20 protein-coding genes and 1 pseudogene are annotated in these 17,179 nt (G+C 42.8%); 19 read left to right on the forward strand and 2 right to left on the reverse strand.

Going from position 1 to position 17,179, the window contains the following annotated elements:
• The 16 genes from purF to ABUA34_RS10930 form a co-directional block, all read left to right on the forward strand.
• On the forward strand, positions 1–1,323 hold a 1,323-nt coding region (gene purF / locus ABUA34_RS10855), incomplete at its 5' end, for an amidophosphoribosyltransferase (protein WP_349823290.1).
• Positions 1,324–1,571: 248 nt separating this feature from the next.
• On the forward strand, positions 1,572–3,026 hold the full coding sequence (gene purB / locus ABUA34_RS10860; RefSeq protein ID WP_015533264.1) for an adenylosuccinate lyase: 1,455 nt from the start codon (positions 1,572–1,574) through the stop codon (positions 3,024–3,026).
• A gap of 270 nt (positions 3,027–3,296) precedes the next feature.
• On the forward strand, positions 3,297–3,557 hold the full coding sequence (locus ABUA34_RS10865) for a DUF4160 domain-containing protein (RefSeq protein WP_015533263.1): 261 nt from the start codon (positions 3,297–3,299) through the stop codon (positions 3,555–3,557).
• A 34-nt stretch (positions 3,558–3,591) separates the two neighbouring features.
• Entirely contained in the window at positions 3,592–3,867 is a 276-nt protein-coding gene (locus ABUA34_RS10870) for a DUF2442 domain-containing protein (protein ID WP_015533262.1), read from the forward strand.
• Between the two features lie 202 nt (positions 3,868–4,069).
• The gene (locus tag ABUA34_RS10875) at positions 4,070–4,345 is read left to right on the forward strand and encodes a YhdT family protein (protein ID WP_055143861.1); all 276 of its coding nucleotides are present in this window, start codon (positions 4,070–4,072) and stop codon (positions 4,343–4,345) included.
• Entirely contained in the window at positions 4,335–5,822 is a 1,488-nt protein-coding gene (gene panF / locus ABUA34_RS10880; RefSeq protein ID WP_349823291.1) for a sodium/pantothenate symporter, read from the forward strand. Before ABUA34_RS10875 ends, panF begins: the two co-directional genes overlap by 11 nt.
• 53 nt (positions 5,823–5,875) lie before the next feature.
• The gene (locus tag ABUA34_RS10885) at positions 5,876–6,322 is read left to right on the forward strand and encodes a PaaI family thioesterase (protein ID WP_015533260.1); all 447 of its coding nucleotides are present in this window, start codon (positions 5,876–5,878) and stop codon (positions 6,320–6,322) included.
• Positions 6,323–6,341: 19 nt separating this feature from the next.
• Positions 6,342–7,016 (forward strand): DNA/RNA nuclease SfsA, encoded by a 675-nt coding sequence (gene sfsA / locus ABUA34_RS10890; RefSeq protein ID WP_022059621.1) that lies wholly within the window; start codon positions 6,342–6,344, stop codon positions 7,014–7,016.
• A gap of 211 nt (positions 7,017–7,227) precedes the next feature.
• The gene (locus ABUA34_RS10895; RefSeq protein WP_173795055.1) at positions 7,228–7,833 is read left to right on the forward strand and encodes a helix-turn-helix domain-containing protein; all 606 of its coding nucleotides are present in this window, start codon (positions 7,228–7,230) and stop codon (positions 7,831–7,833) included.
• A gap of 15 nt (positions 7,834–7,848) precedes the next feature.
• Positions 7,849–8,217 carry an ACT domain-containing protein gene (locus tag ABUA34_RS10900; protein ID WP_349823292.1) on the forward strand — a complete coding sequence of 123 codons (369 nt, stop codon included), beginning with the start codon at positions 7,849–7,851 and terminating at the stop codon, positions 8,215–8,217.
• Positions 8,218–8,554: 337 nt separating this feature from the next.
• Positions 8,555–8,938, forward strand: a complete 384-nt coding sequence (locus tag ABUA34_RS10905) for a hypothetical protein (RefSeq protein WP_349823293.1) — start codon at positions 8,555–8,557, stop codon at positions 8,936–8,938.
• A 35-nt stretch (positions 8,939–8,973) separates the two neighbouring features.
• Complete coding sequence (locus ABUA34_RS10910) at positions 8,974–9,909, forward strand: DUF4268 domain-containing protein (RefSeq protein WP_055143869.1); 936 nt, start codon at positions 8,974–8,976, stop codon at positions 9,907–9,909.
• A gap of 25 nt (positions 9,910–9,934) precedes the next feature.
• Positions 9,935–11,014, forward strand: a complete 1,080-nt coding sequence (locus tag ABUA34_RS10915; RefSeq protein ID WP_349823294.1) for a PDDEXK nuclease domain-containing protein — start codon at positions 9,935–9,937, stop codon at positions 11,012–11,014.
• 25 nt (positions 11,015–11,039) lie between these two features.
• On the forward strand, positions 11,040–11,876 hold the full coding sequence (locus tag ABUA34_RS10920; RefSeq protein ID WP_070099118.1) for a DUF3658 domain-containing protein: 837 nt from the start codon (positions 11,040–11,042) through the stop codon (positions 11,874–11,876).
• Position 11,877: 1 nt separating this feature from the next.
• Positions 11,878–12,411, forward strand: a complete 534-nt coding sequence (locus ABUA34_RS10925) for a hypothetical protein (RefSeq protein WP_349823295.1) — start codon at positions 11,878–11,880, stop codon at positions 12,409–12,411.
• A gap of 117 nt (positions 12,412–12,528) precedes the next feature.
• Positions 12,529–13,905, forward strand: a complete 1,377-nt coding sequence (locus ABUA34_RS10930; RefSeq protein ID WP_055143875.1) for a sodium-dependent transporter — start codon at positions 12,529–12,531, stop codon at positions 13,903–13,905.
• A gap of 132 nt (positions 13,906–14,037) precedes the next feature.
• On the opposite strand, the gene ABUA34_RS10935 is transcribed toward ABUA34_RS10930, so the two are convergent.
• Positions 14,038–15,585 (reverse strand): M56 family metallopeptidase, encoded by a 1,548-nt coding sequence (locus ABUA34_RS10935; RefSeq protein WP_349823296.1) that lies wholly within the window; start codon positions 15,583–15,585, stop codon positions 14,038–14,040.
• A 10-nt stretch (positions 15,586–15,595) separates the two neighbouring features.
• Positions 15,596–15,955, reverse strand: a complete 360-nt coding sequence (locus ABUA34_RS10940; RefSeq protein ID WP_055143879.1) for a BlaI/MecI/CopY family transcriptional regulator — start codon at positions 15,953–15,955, stop codon at positions 15,596–15,598.
• A gap of 217 nt (positions 15,956–16,172) precedes the next feature.
• Here ABUA34_RS10940 and ABUA34_RS14380 point away from each other — a divergent pair, with 217 nt between their 5' ends.
• The 3 genes and pseudogenes from ABUA34_RS14380 to ABUA34_RS10950 all read left to right on the forward strand — a co-directional run.
• Positions 16,173–16,298 carry a hypothetical protein gene (locus ABUA34_RS14380; protein WP_015533248.1) on the forward strand — a complete coding sequence of 42 codons (126 nt, stop codon included), beginning with the start codon at positions 16,173–16,175 and terminating at the stop codon, positions 16,296–16,298.
• Positions 16,276–16,761: pseudogene (locus ABUA34_RS10945) on the forward strand (ketopantoate reductase family protein); the annotation flags it as partial. The gene ABUA34_RS14380 and the pseudogene ABUA34_RS10945, both read left to right, overlap by 23 nt.
• A 117-nt stretch (positions 16,762–16,878) precedes the next feature.
• The coding region (locus tag ABUA34_RS10950; RefSeq protein ID WP_349823297.1) for a cation:proton antiporter domain-containing protein at positions 16,879–17,179 on the forward strand (301 nt) is incomplete at its 3' end.

A 17,179-nucleotide genomic window follows, 5' to 3' on the forward strand; every position in this document is an offset into this window, starting at 1 on the left:
GGTATAGCGGTGTCAGACACTGCTGGTCCTAAGGGCAAGGTCAGCTCCTTAAAGGGCATGGGTCTTGTGAATGAGGTGTACACACCTGATTCACTGAGCAAGCTAAAGGGAAATATCGGTGTGGGTCATGTGAGATATTCTACAGCCGGTGCCAGCACTATAGAGAATGCACAGCCACTGGTTCTCAATTATGTAAAGGGAACTCTGGGACTTGCACACAACGGCAATCTGGTAAATGCTCCTGAGCTTAGACGTGAGCTGGAACTCACAGGCGCTATATTCCAGACTACAATTGATTCTGAGGTAATAGCTTACCATATAGCCAGGGAGAGAGTTAAGTGCGGTTCCGTTGAGGAGGCTGTCACTAGAGCTCTCAAGAAAGTAAGGGGATCATATTCACTTGTCATCATGAGTCCTAGAAAGCTTATTGGAGCCAGAGATCCATTTGGTTTCAGACCGCTTTGTATAGGAAAGCGTGATAACGCATACATACTGGCATCTGAGAGCTGTGCGCTCGATACAATAGGTGCCGAATTTGTCAGGGATGTGGAGCCTGGAGAGGTTGTAACCATATCACCTGAGTACGGAATCCAGTCGTACAAGAACATGTGCCAGGAGCAGCATGCAAGATGTATATTTGAGTATATATACTTTGCGAGACTTGATTCAGTCATAGATGGAATGTCTGTGTACGATTCGCGTATCACAGCCGGAAGATGCCTTGCAAAGGACAGCCCGGTTGACGCTGATGTGGTAGTTGGAGTTCCTGAATCGGGAAATGCAGCGGCCATGGGCTATTCACTTGAATCGGGTATTCCATATGGAACGGCATTTGTCAAGAATGGATACGTGGGAAGAACATTCATAAAGCCACAGCAGAGCCAGAGAGAGTCCAGCGTGCGTGTTAAGCTGAACGTCCTTAAGGAGGCTGTAAATGGCAAGCGTGTCATAATGATAGATGACTCTATAGTTCGTGGAACTACGAGTGACAGAATAGTTGGCATGCTCAGGGAGGCAGGAGCGACAGAGGTCCATGTAAGGATCAGTTCACCTCCATTCCTGTATCCATGCTACTTTGGAACTGACATTCCGGACAGAGAACAGCTCATAGCATACAACAGGTCTGTAGATGATATATGCAAGATCATAGGTGCCGACTCTCTGGCGTACCTGAAGATGGAGAGACTTCCGGAGCTCTCAGGCGGAAGACAGTACTGCCATGGATGCTTCAGCGGCGAATATCCTATGAAACCGCCTACAGAGGACATCAGAGGCGACCACGAAGACTTCAAGAGAGGCTCGGAGTCTCATATTATATCATGAGGAGGGGCCCGCGTAAGCGGGAGGAGTCCTGGTGATAGCGCACGAAAGTGCGCACTTGTCGCAAGACAAAAATTGTAAAAATTCGGAATCATATCAGCGGAAAAGCAGATATTGATTCCGAATTTCTGGTTTATGCAAAAAAAGCATGGAAATAATCTGAAACCCATGTATAATAGTTGTGTGATAAGATATAAAAGCATTTGTCAGCTGGCAGATGCGGGAGACTACAGGAAGAAAGAGGTAAAGACATGAGTAAGGACAAGTACGAAAGCCCACTGTGTGAAAGATACGCTAGTAAGGAAATGCAGTATATTTTCTCACCTGATATGAAGTTTAAGACATGGAGAAAGCTGTGGATAGCTCTTGCTGAGACAGAGAAGGAGCTTGGTCTCAAGGACGAGAACGGCAATCCAAGAATCACAGATGAGCAGATCGAGGAGCTCAAGGCTCACGCTGATGACATCAACTATGATGTTGCCAGAGAGAGAGAAAAGCTGGTTCGTCACGACGTAATGAGCCACGTATATGCATACGGTGTTCAGTGCCCTAAGGCAGCAGGAATAATCCACCTTGGAGCAACAAGCTGCTATGTAGGCGATAACACAGACGTTATCGTTATGACAGAGGCATTAAAGCTTGTCAGAAAGAAACTCATCAATGTTATAAATGAGCTGGCAAAGTTCGCAGATCAGTACAAGGATCTCCCAACTCTTGCATTTACACATTTCCAGCCTGCACAGCCAACGACAGTCGGTAAGCGTGCAACACTCTGGATGCAGGAGCTGCTCCTTGACCTCTCTGATATAGAGTACATGATCAGCCAGCAGAAGCTTCTCGGATCAAAGGGAACAACTGGAACACAGGCAAGTTTCCTTGAGCTCTTCGGAGGAGATCACGAGACAGTGAGAAAGATAGATGGAAAGATCGCTGAGAAGATGGGATTTGCTGAGTGCTATCCTGTATCAGGCCAGACATATTCAAGAAAGGTCGACTCAAGGGTTCTTAATGTGCTCTCAGGCATCGCACAGAGTGCACACAAGTTCTCAAATGATATCAGACTTCTCCAGCACTTAAAGCAGATAGAGGAGCCATTTGAGAAGAACCAGATTGGTTCATCAGCTATGGCATACAAGAGAAATCCAATGAGAAGTGAGAGAATCGCATCACTTGCCAATTATGTAATGTGCGACGCGCTCAATCCTGCTATCACAGCCGCAACACAGTGGTTTGAGAGAACACTGGATGACTCAGCAAATAAGCGTATCTCAGTTCCAGAGGCATTCCTCGCAGTTGATGGAATCCTTGATCTGTACCTGAACGTTGTTGATGGTCTTGTGGTATATGACAAGGTTATCTATCAGTGCTTCATGAAGGAGATTCCATTCATGGCAACAGAGAATATCATGATGGATGCTGTTAAGCGTGGCGGCAACCGTCAGGAGCTTCATGAGAAGATCAGAGAGTACTCAATGCTTGCAGGCGAGCAGGTCAAGAAGTACGGAAGAGAGAATGACCTCGTTGACCGTATCGCAGCAGACCCTGACTTTGGTATGACAAAGGAGGAGATCGTATCTATCCTTGAGCCAAAGAACTTCGTAGGTCGTGCTCCTGAGCAGACAAGAGAGTTCCTTGCAGAGGTCATTCAGCCTATCCTCGATGAGAACAAGGATATCCTCGGTGTTACTGCGGAGATCAATGTATAAAGATCTGAATTAAAATGTATATAGAGTAAATAAGACGCTGGCGCATTTACGCTGGTGGTATGTCCGCTTAATATTGGATATATCCCAAGGTTTATGTGCTGGCGCTTTTTGTATTCAAATTTATAAGTGATTGTGCCAATATGGTTAGAAAAAAATAACTAGAGAAGACTAAATTTACTTAAGTTATCTTTTGATATAGTAATGATAGTTATTGAATAGCCTTGGAATGATATAGTATAATATTATCAATAATAATTGGAGGTTGATAGTATGCCAGAAATATCACTGTTTTATGGAATCAGAATAACTATGTATTATGATGATCATAATCCACCACATTTTCATGCAGAATATAACGGAAATAAAGCTATAATAGATATAAATGAAGCACGGGTTATAAAGGGTGCATTGCCTTCAAGGCAGTTAAAGCTCATACTTGCATGGTGTGTCATTCATCAAGATGAGTTAATGCAGAATTGGGAATTATCGAAGGATGGTTTGCCATTAAACAGAATAAATCCATTGATTTAAAAATTTATATACTATACAGAGAGGGGGAATTGGCATGATATATGATATAGTGCAAGTGGTTCCATTTGATGATTATACAGTATATGTGTATTTTGAGGATGGCAAAATTGTATGTTATGACGCAAAACCACTACTGGATAAGAAAGTGTTTGAACCACTTAGAGACAAAGATTTCTTTTTGAATTCATGTACAATTTTGAATGGAACTTTGGCATGGGATGTGACAGGAACGAGGGATACATCAAAATGTCTGGATATTGATCCGGATACATTATATGAATTGGAAAATGTAAAAGATAAAATAGCATAACATAAATTGGTATACAGTAAACTATAAATGGCTGGTGTATGGACGAAACGTCTGTGCGCCAGTTTTTTTGTGCAGACAACAATACAGAGTTTGTATATGCACAGGATTTTGGTGGCTGGCGGGGTAACTATGAAAAAAATGATCAGCGTGATATAATGAGCATTGTTCGATGTATTTATGAAATATAAGGGGATATATTATTATGATGAAACTGACAAAGGAAGAACAGCACAGGCAGTGCATAAAAGAGATCAAAGCGACGCTGCTTGTGGTATTTATATGTTTTTTATGGCATGTGCTAACCGCGTTCCTGCTAAATGGCACCGGGTGGACGGTGTTCCATATGCCGGCGTGGTTGGTGGTCTCGGTGCTTGGAACAGTGGTGCTTGCGGTGATCGGGGTATTTTGGCTGCTTAAGTTTGTGTTCGTAGATTTCCAATATGAAGAGGATGAGAGTGAGGGTGAAAATGAACAGTAATCAGATATTGATCTTATCGGTTTTTCTCGGATATCTGTTATTCAATATTGTGGTGAGCTTTGTCTACAGCAGAAGGGCGGAGAAAAGTCTGCACACAACGTCCGAGAAGAAGTATTTCATAGGCGGAAGAAATATGAACGGAATCGTCCTAGCCATGACGATCATGGCGACATACACTTCCGCAAGTTCATTTATATCAGGGCCGGGTGCAGCGGGTCTTACATATGGATATGCACAGGCGTGGATAGCTGCTATACAGGTCCCGGTCACATTTCTGGTGCTCGGTGTGCTTGGAAATAAGCTGGCGATAGTGTCCAGACGAACGGGCGCTGTGACAGTGGTGGGCTACTTCAAGGCGAGATACAAGAGCGATGCGCTGGTGGTCATCACGAGCCTTGGACTTATAGTTTTCTTCATAGCACAGATGATAAGCCAGTTTACAGGCGGGGCCACACTTATAGCATCCATAACGGGAATGGATCATGTGACTTCACTTTTGATATTTGGCACAGTCGTGATATTGTACACAGCTATTGGCGGATTCAGTGCGGTTGTCATAACTGACACGATTCAGGGAATAGTAATGTGTATCGGAACATTCCTGTTTATATTCTTTGTCTTAAGGAGCGGGGGCGGTCTTGCCGCGATAGATGCCGGTCTTCAGACAAATCTGCCGGAGGTGTACGATGACATTTTCTCAAAATACACGCCAGGAGGGCTGCTCAGCTATTGGGTGCTTGTGGGATTTGGAACGCTGGGGCTTCCCCAGACTGCTGTGCGCGCCATGGGATTTAAGGATACGAAGAGCATGCACAGAGCGATGTGGATCGGAGTTCTCACATGCAGCTTTGTGATCGTGGGAATGCATCTTGCAGGAATATGGGCTGGCGCACTTGTCGATACTGACAATCTTCCAACTTCGGATTATTTTATACCATATATAGTACAGAAGATCATGCCGCCTGGAATAGCAGCGATATTCCTCGCAGCGCCGATGGCAGCAGTCATGTCGACAGCAGATTCGCTCCTCATACTTGCCACAGCAGCTATAGTGAAGGATCTGTGGAAGAATTACGTGGTGGGTGATGATCCGGTGAAAAATGAGAAATACGACAAGAATGTCAAGCTGGTGAGCACGATACTTACGATGTTGCTCGGCGTGGTGGTGATGGTTCTCACGATCAATCCGCCGGATATAATTTTCATGCTCAACATGTTTGCATTTGGCGGACTTGAATGCACATTCTTTTGGCCTCTTGTGGGAGGTCTGTTCTGGAAGAAGGGAACTAAGCAGGCGGCGGTGTGCAGCAGCGTAGGTGCGATCGCGACATATATATTTGCAACGTATTTTATCAAGATCGCTGGGATAAATGCGGTCGTGTGGGGACTGATGGTAGGTGCGGTGCTGTACTTTGGAATTGGATTTGTAACGGGAAGAAAAGGACTTGATCCGGATATTCTGGACAAGTGCTTTTGATATGTGCGCAGGATGTATGAACATGAAAATAGAGTTGAAAGGTAAAACTAAGCATGAATGAGATAAACGACAACAAAAAAGCTATGTCCGAGGATGTGAAACAGGCGCTGATAAGGTTTAACAAGGACAACATCTATGTCCAGAACCTGAAGATAGAGTTGGTCGATATGAGCCTTGGATATGTGAAGGGCAAGATGATGGTCACAGAGGATGTCCTTAATCCATATGGTTCTGTGCATGGTGGATGCCTGTACTCACTTGCGGATATAGTGAGCGGGATCGCAGCATGTACCTACGGAAAGTTTTCTTCAACTATAGATGGAACTATGACATATATAGCTCCGGCTATGAACACGGAGTATCTCATCTGTGAGGGAATCGAGATCCGCCAGGGCAAGAAGGTGTCACTGTACGAGGCAAATATTTACGATGACAAGGGACAGCTTGTAGACAAGGCAAGGTTCTCATTCTACATGATGAACCGTTCTGTTGTGGAATAGATGGGAGATGTAAGGCAAGGTGAAATATACAAATGTTATCTCAGGAAAGTTCGTAGACAGGCCAAACAGGTTCACAGCCCATGTGGAGATAGACGGAGTTACAGAGACCGTGCACGTAAAGAACACAGGGAGGCTTAGTAGTTTGCTGATACCGGGGAACACGGTCAGCCTTGAGAAGTCTGCAAATCCAAACCGCAAGACGAAATACGATCTCATAGCGGTGGAAGATCCCAAGCTTGGCTGGGTGAACGTGGACAGTCAGGTGCCAAATAAGGTGGTTTTGGAATGGCTTAAAACTAAGGATTATGACTTTATAAAGCCAGAGTATGTATACGGGGATTCAAGGATTGATTTCTATATGGAAAAGGATGGCACAAAGTATCTCATGGAGGTCAAGGGCTGTACGCAGGAGATCGATGGGATAGGATATTTTCCGGATGCACCCACCGACAGGGGAGTCAGGCATTTGCGGGAGCTGATGAAGGCGGTCTCCGAGGGATATAAATGCTATGTTGCATTTGTCATTCCGATGACAGGGATAACTGAGGTCAGACCAAATGCGGAAATACACAGGGAGTTCGCGGAGACTTTCTATGAGGCGAAGGCGGTTGGCGTGGAGGTGTTAAATCTCACGTGCCGGGTTACACGGGATGAGCTGGAGATAGTGGAGCGTTGGATTCCAGATCGTGGATGAGAATAATGAGGAATATATAATGGTTTGCAGGCTGTCGTAGATGGTAAGTGATTTAGAAGATATAAGTAGCTTTGGTAAGAAATAGGAGATAACAGATAAATAGATTAGTCTACGAAGCGTAGAACCCGCATAGATTCACCATATTCTACGCCTCGTGGGTGTGATTTGCAATAAAAAGGGGAGATAGTTGAGCCAGAAAGGAGGAAAACATATGGACCAGATTAAAATTGGACGATTCATCGCTGATGAGAGAAAGAGAAAGGGATATACTCAAAAACAGCTTTCTGAAAAACTTGGAATCAGCGATAAAACAATTTCAAAATGGGAACGAGGAAATGGTTTTCCGGAAGTTTCATTACTGTTGCCGTTATGTTATGAATTAGAGATAACAGTGAATGAATTACTATCTGGCGAAAGAGTATCTGAAGAGGATTATCGAAAGAAAGCGGAGGTTAATATGGTGAATTTAGTTAGAGAGGCACAGGAAAGCAAAAAGAAAATTATTTTGTCTGCAATGGTCGCGACACTTACGATAGTTGCGGCATTTCCATTGTTTTTATTGTCAGGAATTCTGGAGATGGAGAATTGGCTGAGGGTTCTGCTTATCGCAATAGGGTTAGTAGTGGTATGTGGTGGAATAGTGATTGCGTGTATTCTTGATAGAGAGGCAGGAGCATTTGAATGCCCTGATTGCAACACAAGGTTTGTTCCGGATATGAAGTCATATGTAATGGGAGCACATACATTAACAAAGCGTAAATTAGTTTGTCCTCATTGTGGTGCACATAGATATTGCAAAAAGGTGCTTACAAAATAGATTTAAGGAGAGGTCATGGAGATAAAAAAGATTGATGAAGAATTTTCAGTGTGTCAGGTGGAAGCTTATACATATGCGAATCTCGATTCTGATTATTGTTTTCTAGGAAAAACTGATGAGGAAAAGTCTCTGGTATGCCCGGTGAGTGAAGTGCCGGCAAATGTTATAAAGCGTGATGACGGCTGGATGGCCTTCCGCATTCTGGGCGTATTGGACTTTTCTTTGATCGGGATTCTGGCAAAAATCGCATCTGTTCTGGCGGATAACGGAATTTCGATATTTGCAGTATCCACATACAATACGGATTATGTTATGGTGAAGAAGGAGAATTTTCAAGATGCACTTGAAGTTCTGGCGGCAGCAGGGTATGAAATTGTGGATTGAGAGTTGATAAACCGAAACTTAAAACCGGGATGAGAATCAGGGAGAAATGTAAATGGATTATGCCTTATTACAAAAAATATACAATATCAAGTCATTTGTAGGATATACAGATGAGGAGATAAAAGAGCTGAGAGCGGGATTTGAGAGCATCCCACATACGCTATATGAGATATGGAAGAAATGTGGTAAAACAAGAGAGCTGTTTGATCATAGCAATGATCCCTGGATTACTCTTGATTTTCAGCGCAGGTATAAATGGACAAGGAAGGTAAAAGGATATTTTTATATCTTGAATGAGAACCAGGGAGTATATCAGGTCGCTATCAGAAGGGCTGATATGGCTGAGGATGATCCACCTGTGTATGTTGTGGAAACTGATGAGGATGGCACTGTAAATGAGATCGGCCAGGCAGAAAGTAGTTTGTCTGCATTTATGATGGGAATGTTGATATATGAGGCGGCAATATCCTGTTTTGAGTTTTGCGCAGAGGATATTATCTGGTATGATGATGGTGACATTGAAAAGATAGATGGCATATTAAATAAATATCCGTATCATGTTTATAACTGGTATTCTGACAGAATTGATCTATACACGAAAACTGATGAAGAGATCTTGTTTGTTATGCAGGGAGATTCTCCGAATGGTACATATTCAGCACGGACAGAAACGGCATATCATGAGATTGACAGATTAATAGGTGGTATTGGGGAAAGATAAAGTAATTATACTGATGTGAAGGATGGGATAAAGAAATGGCAACTATAAAAATGGGAAAATTGGTCGAGGTTGATATCAGAAAGTTATGGGGACATGAACAGTATGATTTTTCAAATTGGCTTGCGGATAAAGAGAACCTTGAATTACTAAACGAGACAATAGGATTAACGCTAAGTGAAGTTGAAAAAGAAGTTTATGTAGGTGCATATAGATGTGACTTGGTAGGGAAAGATGAGGTTACAGGAGAAAAAGTAATCATTGAAAATCAGCTTGAAGCATCAAATCACGATCATCTTGGCAAAATTATTACATATGCTTCCGGGTTGGATGCAAATGTTATTGTATGGATTGTTAAGGAGGCTCGTGAGGAGCATAGAAGTGCTATAGAGTGGCTTAATAATAATACTGCCACGAATATCAATTTTTTCCTGATTGAGGTGCATGCATATCAAATTGGAGATTCACTTTATGCACCAAAGTTTGAAGTGGTTGAAAAACCAAATGGATTTATAAAGAATGCCAAAACTCAATCTGGATCAGGTGAATATAATAGATCACAATCAGAAAGGCTGGAATTCTGGAATAGATTTAACGAAATAGTTGCGGAAAGAGGAAAGCCATTCAATGTCAGAAAAGCATCCACGGATCATTGGTATGATATAGCTATAGGGGTAAGTGGGTGTCATGTTGCATTAAATCTTGTAAATAAGGACAGTTGTGTTGTGATTGAGTTGTATATAAATGATGATAAAGAATTGTTCGATCATTTAGAATTGTCGAGAACAGAGATAGAGTCTAAGTTAGGATTAAAGTTAGATTGGCAAAGACTGGATGACAAAAAAGCCTCACGTATCATGTACAGGTTACCTGGATTAAATTTCGACGACCATTCAAATTATGATTATTTAATGAATGAAATGATAGACAAAGCAGTGTTGTTTGTTAAGGTATTCAAGAGATACATAAAATAAGCACAAAGATTAAGGAGCGTGGATTATGAGTAAGAATGAAATTGCTACCATAGATCATGTATTCCTGGAAAGCGTTTCTGATGTATTGTTACAAGCAAGGAAGAATGCTAAAACGGCAGTTAATCTCACTATGGTATATGCCTATTATGAAATTGGCAGAATAATCGTAGAGGAAGAACAGCGCGGAGAACGGAGAGCAGCATATGGACAGCAACTCTTGAAGGGATTATCTGATTATTTAACACAGAATTTTGGAAAAGGATTTTCTGTTGGAAATTTAAAAAATATTCGTCAATTTTATAAGGTTTATTCTGCGGATCAAATTGGCGAAACAGTGTTTAGCCAATTCAAGGATCTTCCATCGATTAACACGGGAAGAAAATTTTATCTTAGTTGGTCACATTACTTGAAATTGATGCGAATAGAAGATGTTGATGAGAGGCATTTTTATGAAATTGAAGCTGTAAAGAATGACTGGAGCTTGCGTGAATTAGAGAGACAGTTCGATAGTGCTCTGTATCACAGAATTTTACTTAGTACTGATAAAGATAAGATTCAGAGACTATCTGTGGAGGGACAGATAATAGAGAAATCTTCTGATTTGGTTAAAGATCCTTATGTTTTAGAATTTTTGGGGCTGGAGGATAAAAGTGAGTATTCAGAGAATGAACTGGAAACGAGGTTGATCAATAATCTGCAGTCATTTCTTCTAGAGTTGGGCACCGGATATACTTTTGTAGCCAGACAGAAAAGATTTTCTTTTAATGAAGAACATTTCAGGGTAGATTTAGTGTTTTATAATAGAATGTTACGATGCTTTGTTCTTTTTGATTTAAAGATAGGTTCGCTGAAACACCAAGATTTAGGACAGATGCAGATGTATGTGAATTACTATGATCGTTATGAAAAGCAGGAGGATGAAAATCCTACTATAGGAGTTCTACTTTGCCAAGACAAGGACGATTCTATGGTGGAATTGACTCTTCCAAAGGATTCAAATATATTTGCGTCGAAGTATCAGCTTTATTTACCAGATAAAAAGCTACTACAGGATAAACTGGGCGAATGGGTAAAAGAATGTGATGCAGATAAATGCACAAAATAGAAACGAGGTTCAAAAGGAGCAGATTATGGTAGAGATACTATTTGGAGAAAGTTCGGCAGGCTCCATGAAAGCGGCAAAATGCGAGAATGTGGAATATAAGAATGGACAGCCACTGTGGATACAGGGTTCTTCTGACGAGGTGATCTGCCTTGGTTTCATGCTGGACATGGGCTACATCGGCGAGGTAGTTGACAGTCAGTACCGCAAGGATTTTATCTACTCAATGTATGCTAAGAACCAGTGGGAGCAGGACGAGGAATATGACAATGAACTTAAGAAACTTGGTGATGTGTATGCTGGGGAACTGGTAAGGCTTATAAGATTTCTTGAGGGTGGTGAGCCGGTAAGAATATGGTACAGTGACGCTCCATATTCAAGGTGTGGATTTTATCATGTATGCAGCATCCTGAAGAACTATCCAAATGAAGTGACTGTTGTCACGCAGCCAGAGCATGTTGTGAAGAAAAACGTCATAGTGTCGTATCATAGCTGGAACGAGGTGGCGGCGGAGGAATTCGCTGGGTTCCTCGGAAATGAGAGGAAACTCACATCAGATGAGATAAGAATGTATGCGGAGATGTGGGGCGAGCTTGTCCTTGAAAATGCACCGCTCAGGGCTGTGGTAAACGGAACTGTGCTCAGTGTGTCAGAGGATTTCTACGATTTTATTATTTGGAACAGGCTGACTGAAAAGCCTGTTAAGGAGTGCAGGCTGATCGGAGATATTCTAGGACAGGTTCCGATTGGAATCGGCGACTGGTGGTATGCGGCGAGGATAGAACATTTCATCAGGCAGGGCAAGATAAAGGTTGTGGAGGATTCGGAGAATAAGTATGCACGTTTGATAAAAGGGTATTTGTAGAATGGAGACTGAGAATAGCGTGGATAAAGAAAAATACAAAGCATGTATTGATGATATAGAGGTCGCAAAAACTGAAATAAAAAATATGAAATTATACCCAGAGGATGTTGTTGCAGACTTTTACTGTATACCATCACATAACCATCAGGCATATTATGCCATGCTTAGTTGCACAGATGATAACTACAGGTTGACATATATAAAAACTCAAGTATATCTTCCGGGGCATAAAAATCCAATAAAAATGTATCCGTTTGCTCTGTGCAAAAAAGCAGAAAAGCATCCTGGAAAACAAGTACAATTTATGATCGGGGTAAAGAAGGTTGCTGAATCAGAAGTAGCTGTGCTGATGGATATGCTGGGGGATCTCCCTATGACACATATTTTTCAGGAAGATGGTTTATATCTTGATGGAGTAGTACAGGGGATAAGGGCCTTTGGAGATAACCCCAAGGCGGTCTCAAAGGAAGTATTTTATCGCGATGCGGCAAAAATAAATGGAGTGTTGAGGGCGAGATGTCAGCAGTTTGGATGATGTTCAAATATATAGTGGCTTTTCCTCTCGGGTCATGTTAGAATCACATGTATATGCAAATAAATGTGGAAGGAAAGATTACGGGGATTAGTTCCAGGTAAAATATGGTGAAGGTATATGGAAGATATGAAGAATGGTAAGCGAAGTTCATTTTCGGGCAAGCTGGGGTACGTGCTGGCGGCGGCAGGTGCATCTGTGGGCCTTGGAAATATATGGAGATTCCCTTATCTTGCGGCAAAGTACGGCGGAGGAATTTTCCTCATAATATACATCGTGCTTGCACTTACATTTGGCTATACGATGATAGTTGCGGAGACGGCAATCGGACGAATGACGAGAAAGAGTCCGGTTGGAGCATTCAAATCATTTGGAAAGAAGAAATGGCTGTCGTTTGGCGGCTGGATAAATGCCGTTATACCTGTGCTTATAGTGCCGTACTATTCGGTTATCGGCGGCTGGGTCATCAAATATCTGGTGGAGTATTTCAGAGGAAATGCAAAGCTGCTGGCTGAGGATGGATATTTCACCGATTTCATATCAAATGGTGTGTCAACGGAGCTGTGTTTCGTGGCGTTCTGCGCATTTACACTTATCATTATATTTGCCGGTGTGCAGAATGGAATAGAGAGGGTATCCAAGATCATGATGCCTATACTGATCGTTTTGTCTGTCATAATTGCGGTATATTCCGTGACAAGACCGGGTGCACTTGCAGGAGTAAAATACTTCCTTGTGCCAAATGTGAAGAACTTCTCGTGGATGACAGTGGTTTCTGCCATGGGGCAGATGTTCTACTCGCTTTCCATTGCCATGGGAATACTTATAACATTTGGCTCTTACATGAAGAAAGATACGGCGATAGAGGATTCTACCAGAAATGTAGAGGTATTCGACACTGGTATAGCGATCATGGCGGGACTTATGATAATCCCGGCGGTATTTGCATTCTCTGGGGGAGATCCGGATACCCTTCAGGCCGGACCATCACTGATGTTTATCACTATTCCAAAAGTATTCCAGAACATGGGATTTGGAACTGTCATAGGAATCGTGTTCTTCCTGCTCGTACTATTTGCTGCTGTCACAAGCTCCATAGCACTTACTGAGAGTGCAGTGTCAACATTTGAGGATGAGCTTGGATGGGGAAGAAAGAAGGCAACAGTGCTTGTGGGAGTTATCATGCTTGTGCTTGGAAGTCTGTCATCCCTGGGATATGGCCCGCTGGCAGGAATCAAGATCATAGGCATGCAGTTCCTTGACCTGTTCGACTTCCTCACCAATTCGGTGATGATGCCTATAGCGGCACTTCTCACAAGCCTGCTTGTGTCAAGGGTAGTTGGAATAGATAAGATAGAGGAGGAGATAATTCACGGCGAGAGTGCCTTCAGGAGAAAGAAGGTATTTGTAGTCATGATCAAATATCTCTGCCCTGTATTTGCCATCATTATCCTGCTCAGCTCTGTTGCAAATGCACTTGGCTGGATAAAGATGTAGACATGTATATAGATAATAAAGCCGCCCTGTCTGATACGCGTTATATGTATTAGACAGGGCGGTTTGTTATGCTCAGTATTTCTAGTTCTTTGTTGCGATGGTATTCAGATCTGGACTGACACTCTTGGTAGTTTAATTGGCTGTAGCTTGGGACTCGCTGACCTCATCCTGGCAGTCCGTCATAGTGCGCTCAATGGACTTAAGTGATTCATTTGTCTGAGCCACGGATTCGCTGACCTCATCCTGGCAGTCCGTCATAGTGCGTTCGATGGATGAAAGAGATTCTTTTGTCCGAGCTATGTCAGCCGGAGTGTAGCTGACCATCTCGTCATCTTGCCCGTCTATGGATTTGGAGTATTTGGCTCCGTTCTTGATATCCTCCAGAATGCCCTCGTACATGGCGATCGTCTCATTTACTCTATCCTGTGTCCACACATATTTTTTGCCACCGGATATATATGAACTACCGATGATACTTTTGAGCTCGACTTTTTCGTTCTCAAGCCATGCCTTATACTCGTCGTATGTCCACCACTCAATATCAGGAGTTGGGAACTTTTCTTCAAACTCGGCGTCGGTCATGGCTTCAAATGTCTTTCCATTATCAAAGCTGTAATATGTCTTGCCGTCATCCGGATTTATATAGGACATTATTGTCTCCGTATCAACCGTGTCTGAAAAAGTGGTATTGGTAGTATCTGTAGCTTCGGTGACCGTACTGGATTCATCGCCCTTGGCCGATGTTGCAAATACTGTCACTGTTCCGGTGACTAAGACCATCGCTACAGCGAATGATATGATAGTCGTCTTTTTTGTTTTCATAATTGCTGTTATCCTTTCTTCGATTGCGTTTCTGCTAAAGTGGTTGCAGAGTGGCATAAAACCGCCCTTTGTCTCCTCCATACTGATCAGAGCCTTTGCGTAGGACGCCCTGCTTGTGCCTCCGAAATGGTGAATCACAGCCTCGTCGCAGGATAGCTCTATGTCTCTGTTGGCGAGAAAGTACATAATCCATACCAGAGGGTTAAACCAGTGTATGCAGACCGTGGTGATCAGCAGAAACTTGGTAACTGTGTCAAATCTTCTAATATGTATAAATTCATGTTCCAACACGTAACACAGGGTATCTTCATTTTCCCAGTCAGTTTTCTTGGGCATAAGAATCACTGGATGCCACACGCCAAATGTAAGCGGTGCCGAGATCAGATCTGACTGTCGTATGGACAGCTTGCGTTTTAAATTGTGAGTCTCCAGCCATCTGCGTGCAAATGCATTTTCAACTGGTAATGATGTCTGAAATTCCCTGTAGCATCTGATATATGCCGAGATAAAAAATACCGCGCAGAGAACAAGTCCTGCCACCCAGATGATATCCCACGCTGAAATCGTGAGAGCAGGAATCTGAGATTGAGGTGCCTGGGTGGAGACAGGCCCTTGTGTATTGATCGGCATGAATCTGACAGCCGGTGTTTCATTTATGTCAGAGACTGTTTTCTTTCCCAGCAGAGAATAGATGCTAAACTTAGATGGACATGAAAATGGTATTAGCAGCCTGATGATCGTGATTCCCCACAGTATCAGGAATGTCTTTTTAGGCAATCGGTTAATTGCCAGAGCGCGAATGACTGTGATCACCATGATCATGACAGCCCCGGCAACGCTCATTTGCAGTAAGCTCATATTCATCACCTCACTCCAAATCGTTGACGATCTGTTTTAGTTTTGCAATCTCCTCAGGAGAAAGCTTCTTTCTGCCGAGAAGAGCGGCAAATAGTTTGTCGGCAGATCCGTCGTAGACCTTATTGATAAGTTCAGTTGTCTCGGCCTCCTGTACCTCCTCCTTTGGTATTATGGCGTGGCACATGAAATTAGGCTCAGAGCGTTCAATTGCTCCTTTTTTGATGCACCTCTTGATCAACGTATATGTAGTGTTAATGTTCCAGCCAATTTCTTCTTTCAGGACATCGGAGATATGTTTGGCAGTTGTGTCGCCCTCGTCCCAGAGGACTCCCATCACCTTAAGTTCTGAATCAAAAAGTTTTATATCCATATGTGTTCTCCTTTGCAAACTACTGCAGTAGTATTATGTCTTTATAATACTTTTCAGCTAATAAAATGTCAATACTACTGGAGTAGTTTGAATTAAAATTAATATTTGCAGCATGGTGTGACTGATTCTGGCAGGTGATAAGATTTTGAAAGTTGACAGGATTTCTGTCCGGTTTTTATAATAATGTTTATGAGTACATGAAAGAAGGATTTTACATATGGATATAAAGAAAGTTGCTATCTTAGGAGCCGGAGCTGTAGGCTCTTATATGATATGGGGACTCTCAGAAAGAGATGACATAGAGCTTGGAGTTATAGCCGAAGGCGAGCGTCAGGCTGTTTGATGGAACAGGACTTCACTACACGATATCGGATCATATCATGGTTGATCTGTGGAGCAAATTCAGACTCAACGTGTGCAACAATCTGCCGCAGGCTATCCTTGGTGCGGGAGTGGGCTGTTACAGGGACAGTGAACACATGAGGATCATAAGCGATGCACTCAAGTCTGAACTTGAGGCGGTGGCTACGGCGAAGGGGATAGACCTTTCACTTGCCGAAGGGACATCGGTGCACGGAAGTGCGGTTCCACCTTCAGCGAGATATTCGACACTTCAGGATCTTGATTCTGGAAGGCATACAGAGATAGATATGTTCTCGGGTGCACTAGTAAGAATGGGAAGAGAGCTTGGAATACCGATGCCTTACAATGAATTTGCGTATCATATGATAAAGGCGTTGGAGGAGAAAAATGACGGGCTGTTTGACTACGAGGGCAGGGAGAATGAGAGAACCTGTGCAAGGTGATATGCTTCGACGGCTGTATTGATGGTATGTTAGTATTGATACTGACTGGTGTAAGCTTTTTTTCATAATAAGAAAATGCTTTGATACATTTGCTAAATTAAGGAGGTATTGTCTATCATGTTGACATCACTTGCACTCATTTTCATAGTCGGACTGGCGATGGGCGCCATCTGTCAGAGGCTTAAGCTGCCGCGCATCATAGGAATGCTGGCGACGGGAATCGTTCTTGGCCCGTATGTGCTGGATTTCCTTGATCCGTCCATATTGTCCATATCTGCGGATCTCAGAAAGATAGCGCTTATCATCATACTTATCAAGGCAGGACTGTCCCTTGACCTTAAGGATCTGAAGAAGTCGGGACGCTCGGCGGTGCTGCTATCATTTGTTCCGGCATCATTCGAGATCATCGGATATATAC

This window comes from Coprococcus sp. RTP21428st1_C9_RTP21428_210409, assembly GCF_040227395.1.
Classification (GTDB): domain Bacteria; phylum Bacillota; class Clostridia; order Lachnospirales; family Lachnospiraceae; genus Coprococcus; species Coprococcus aceti.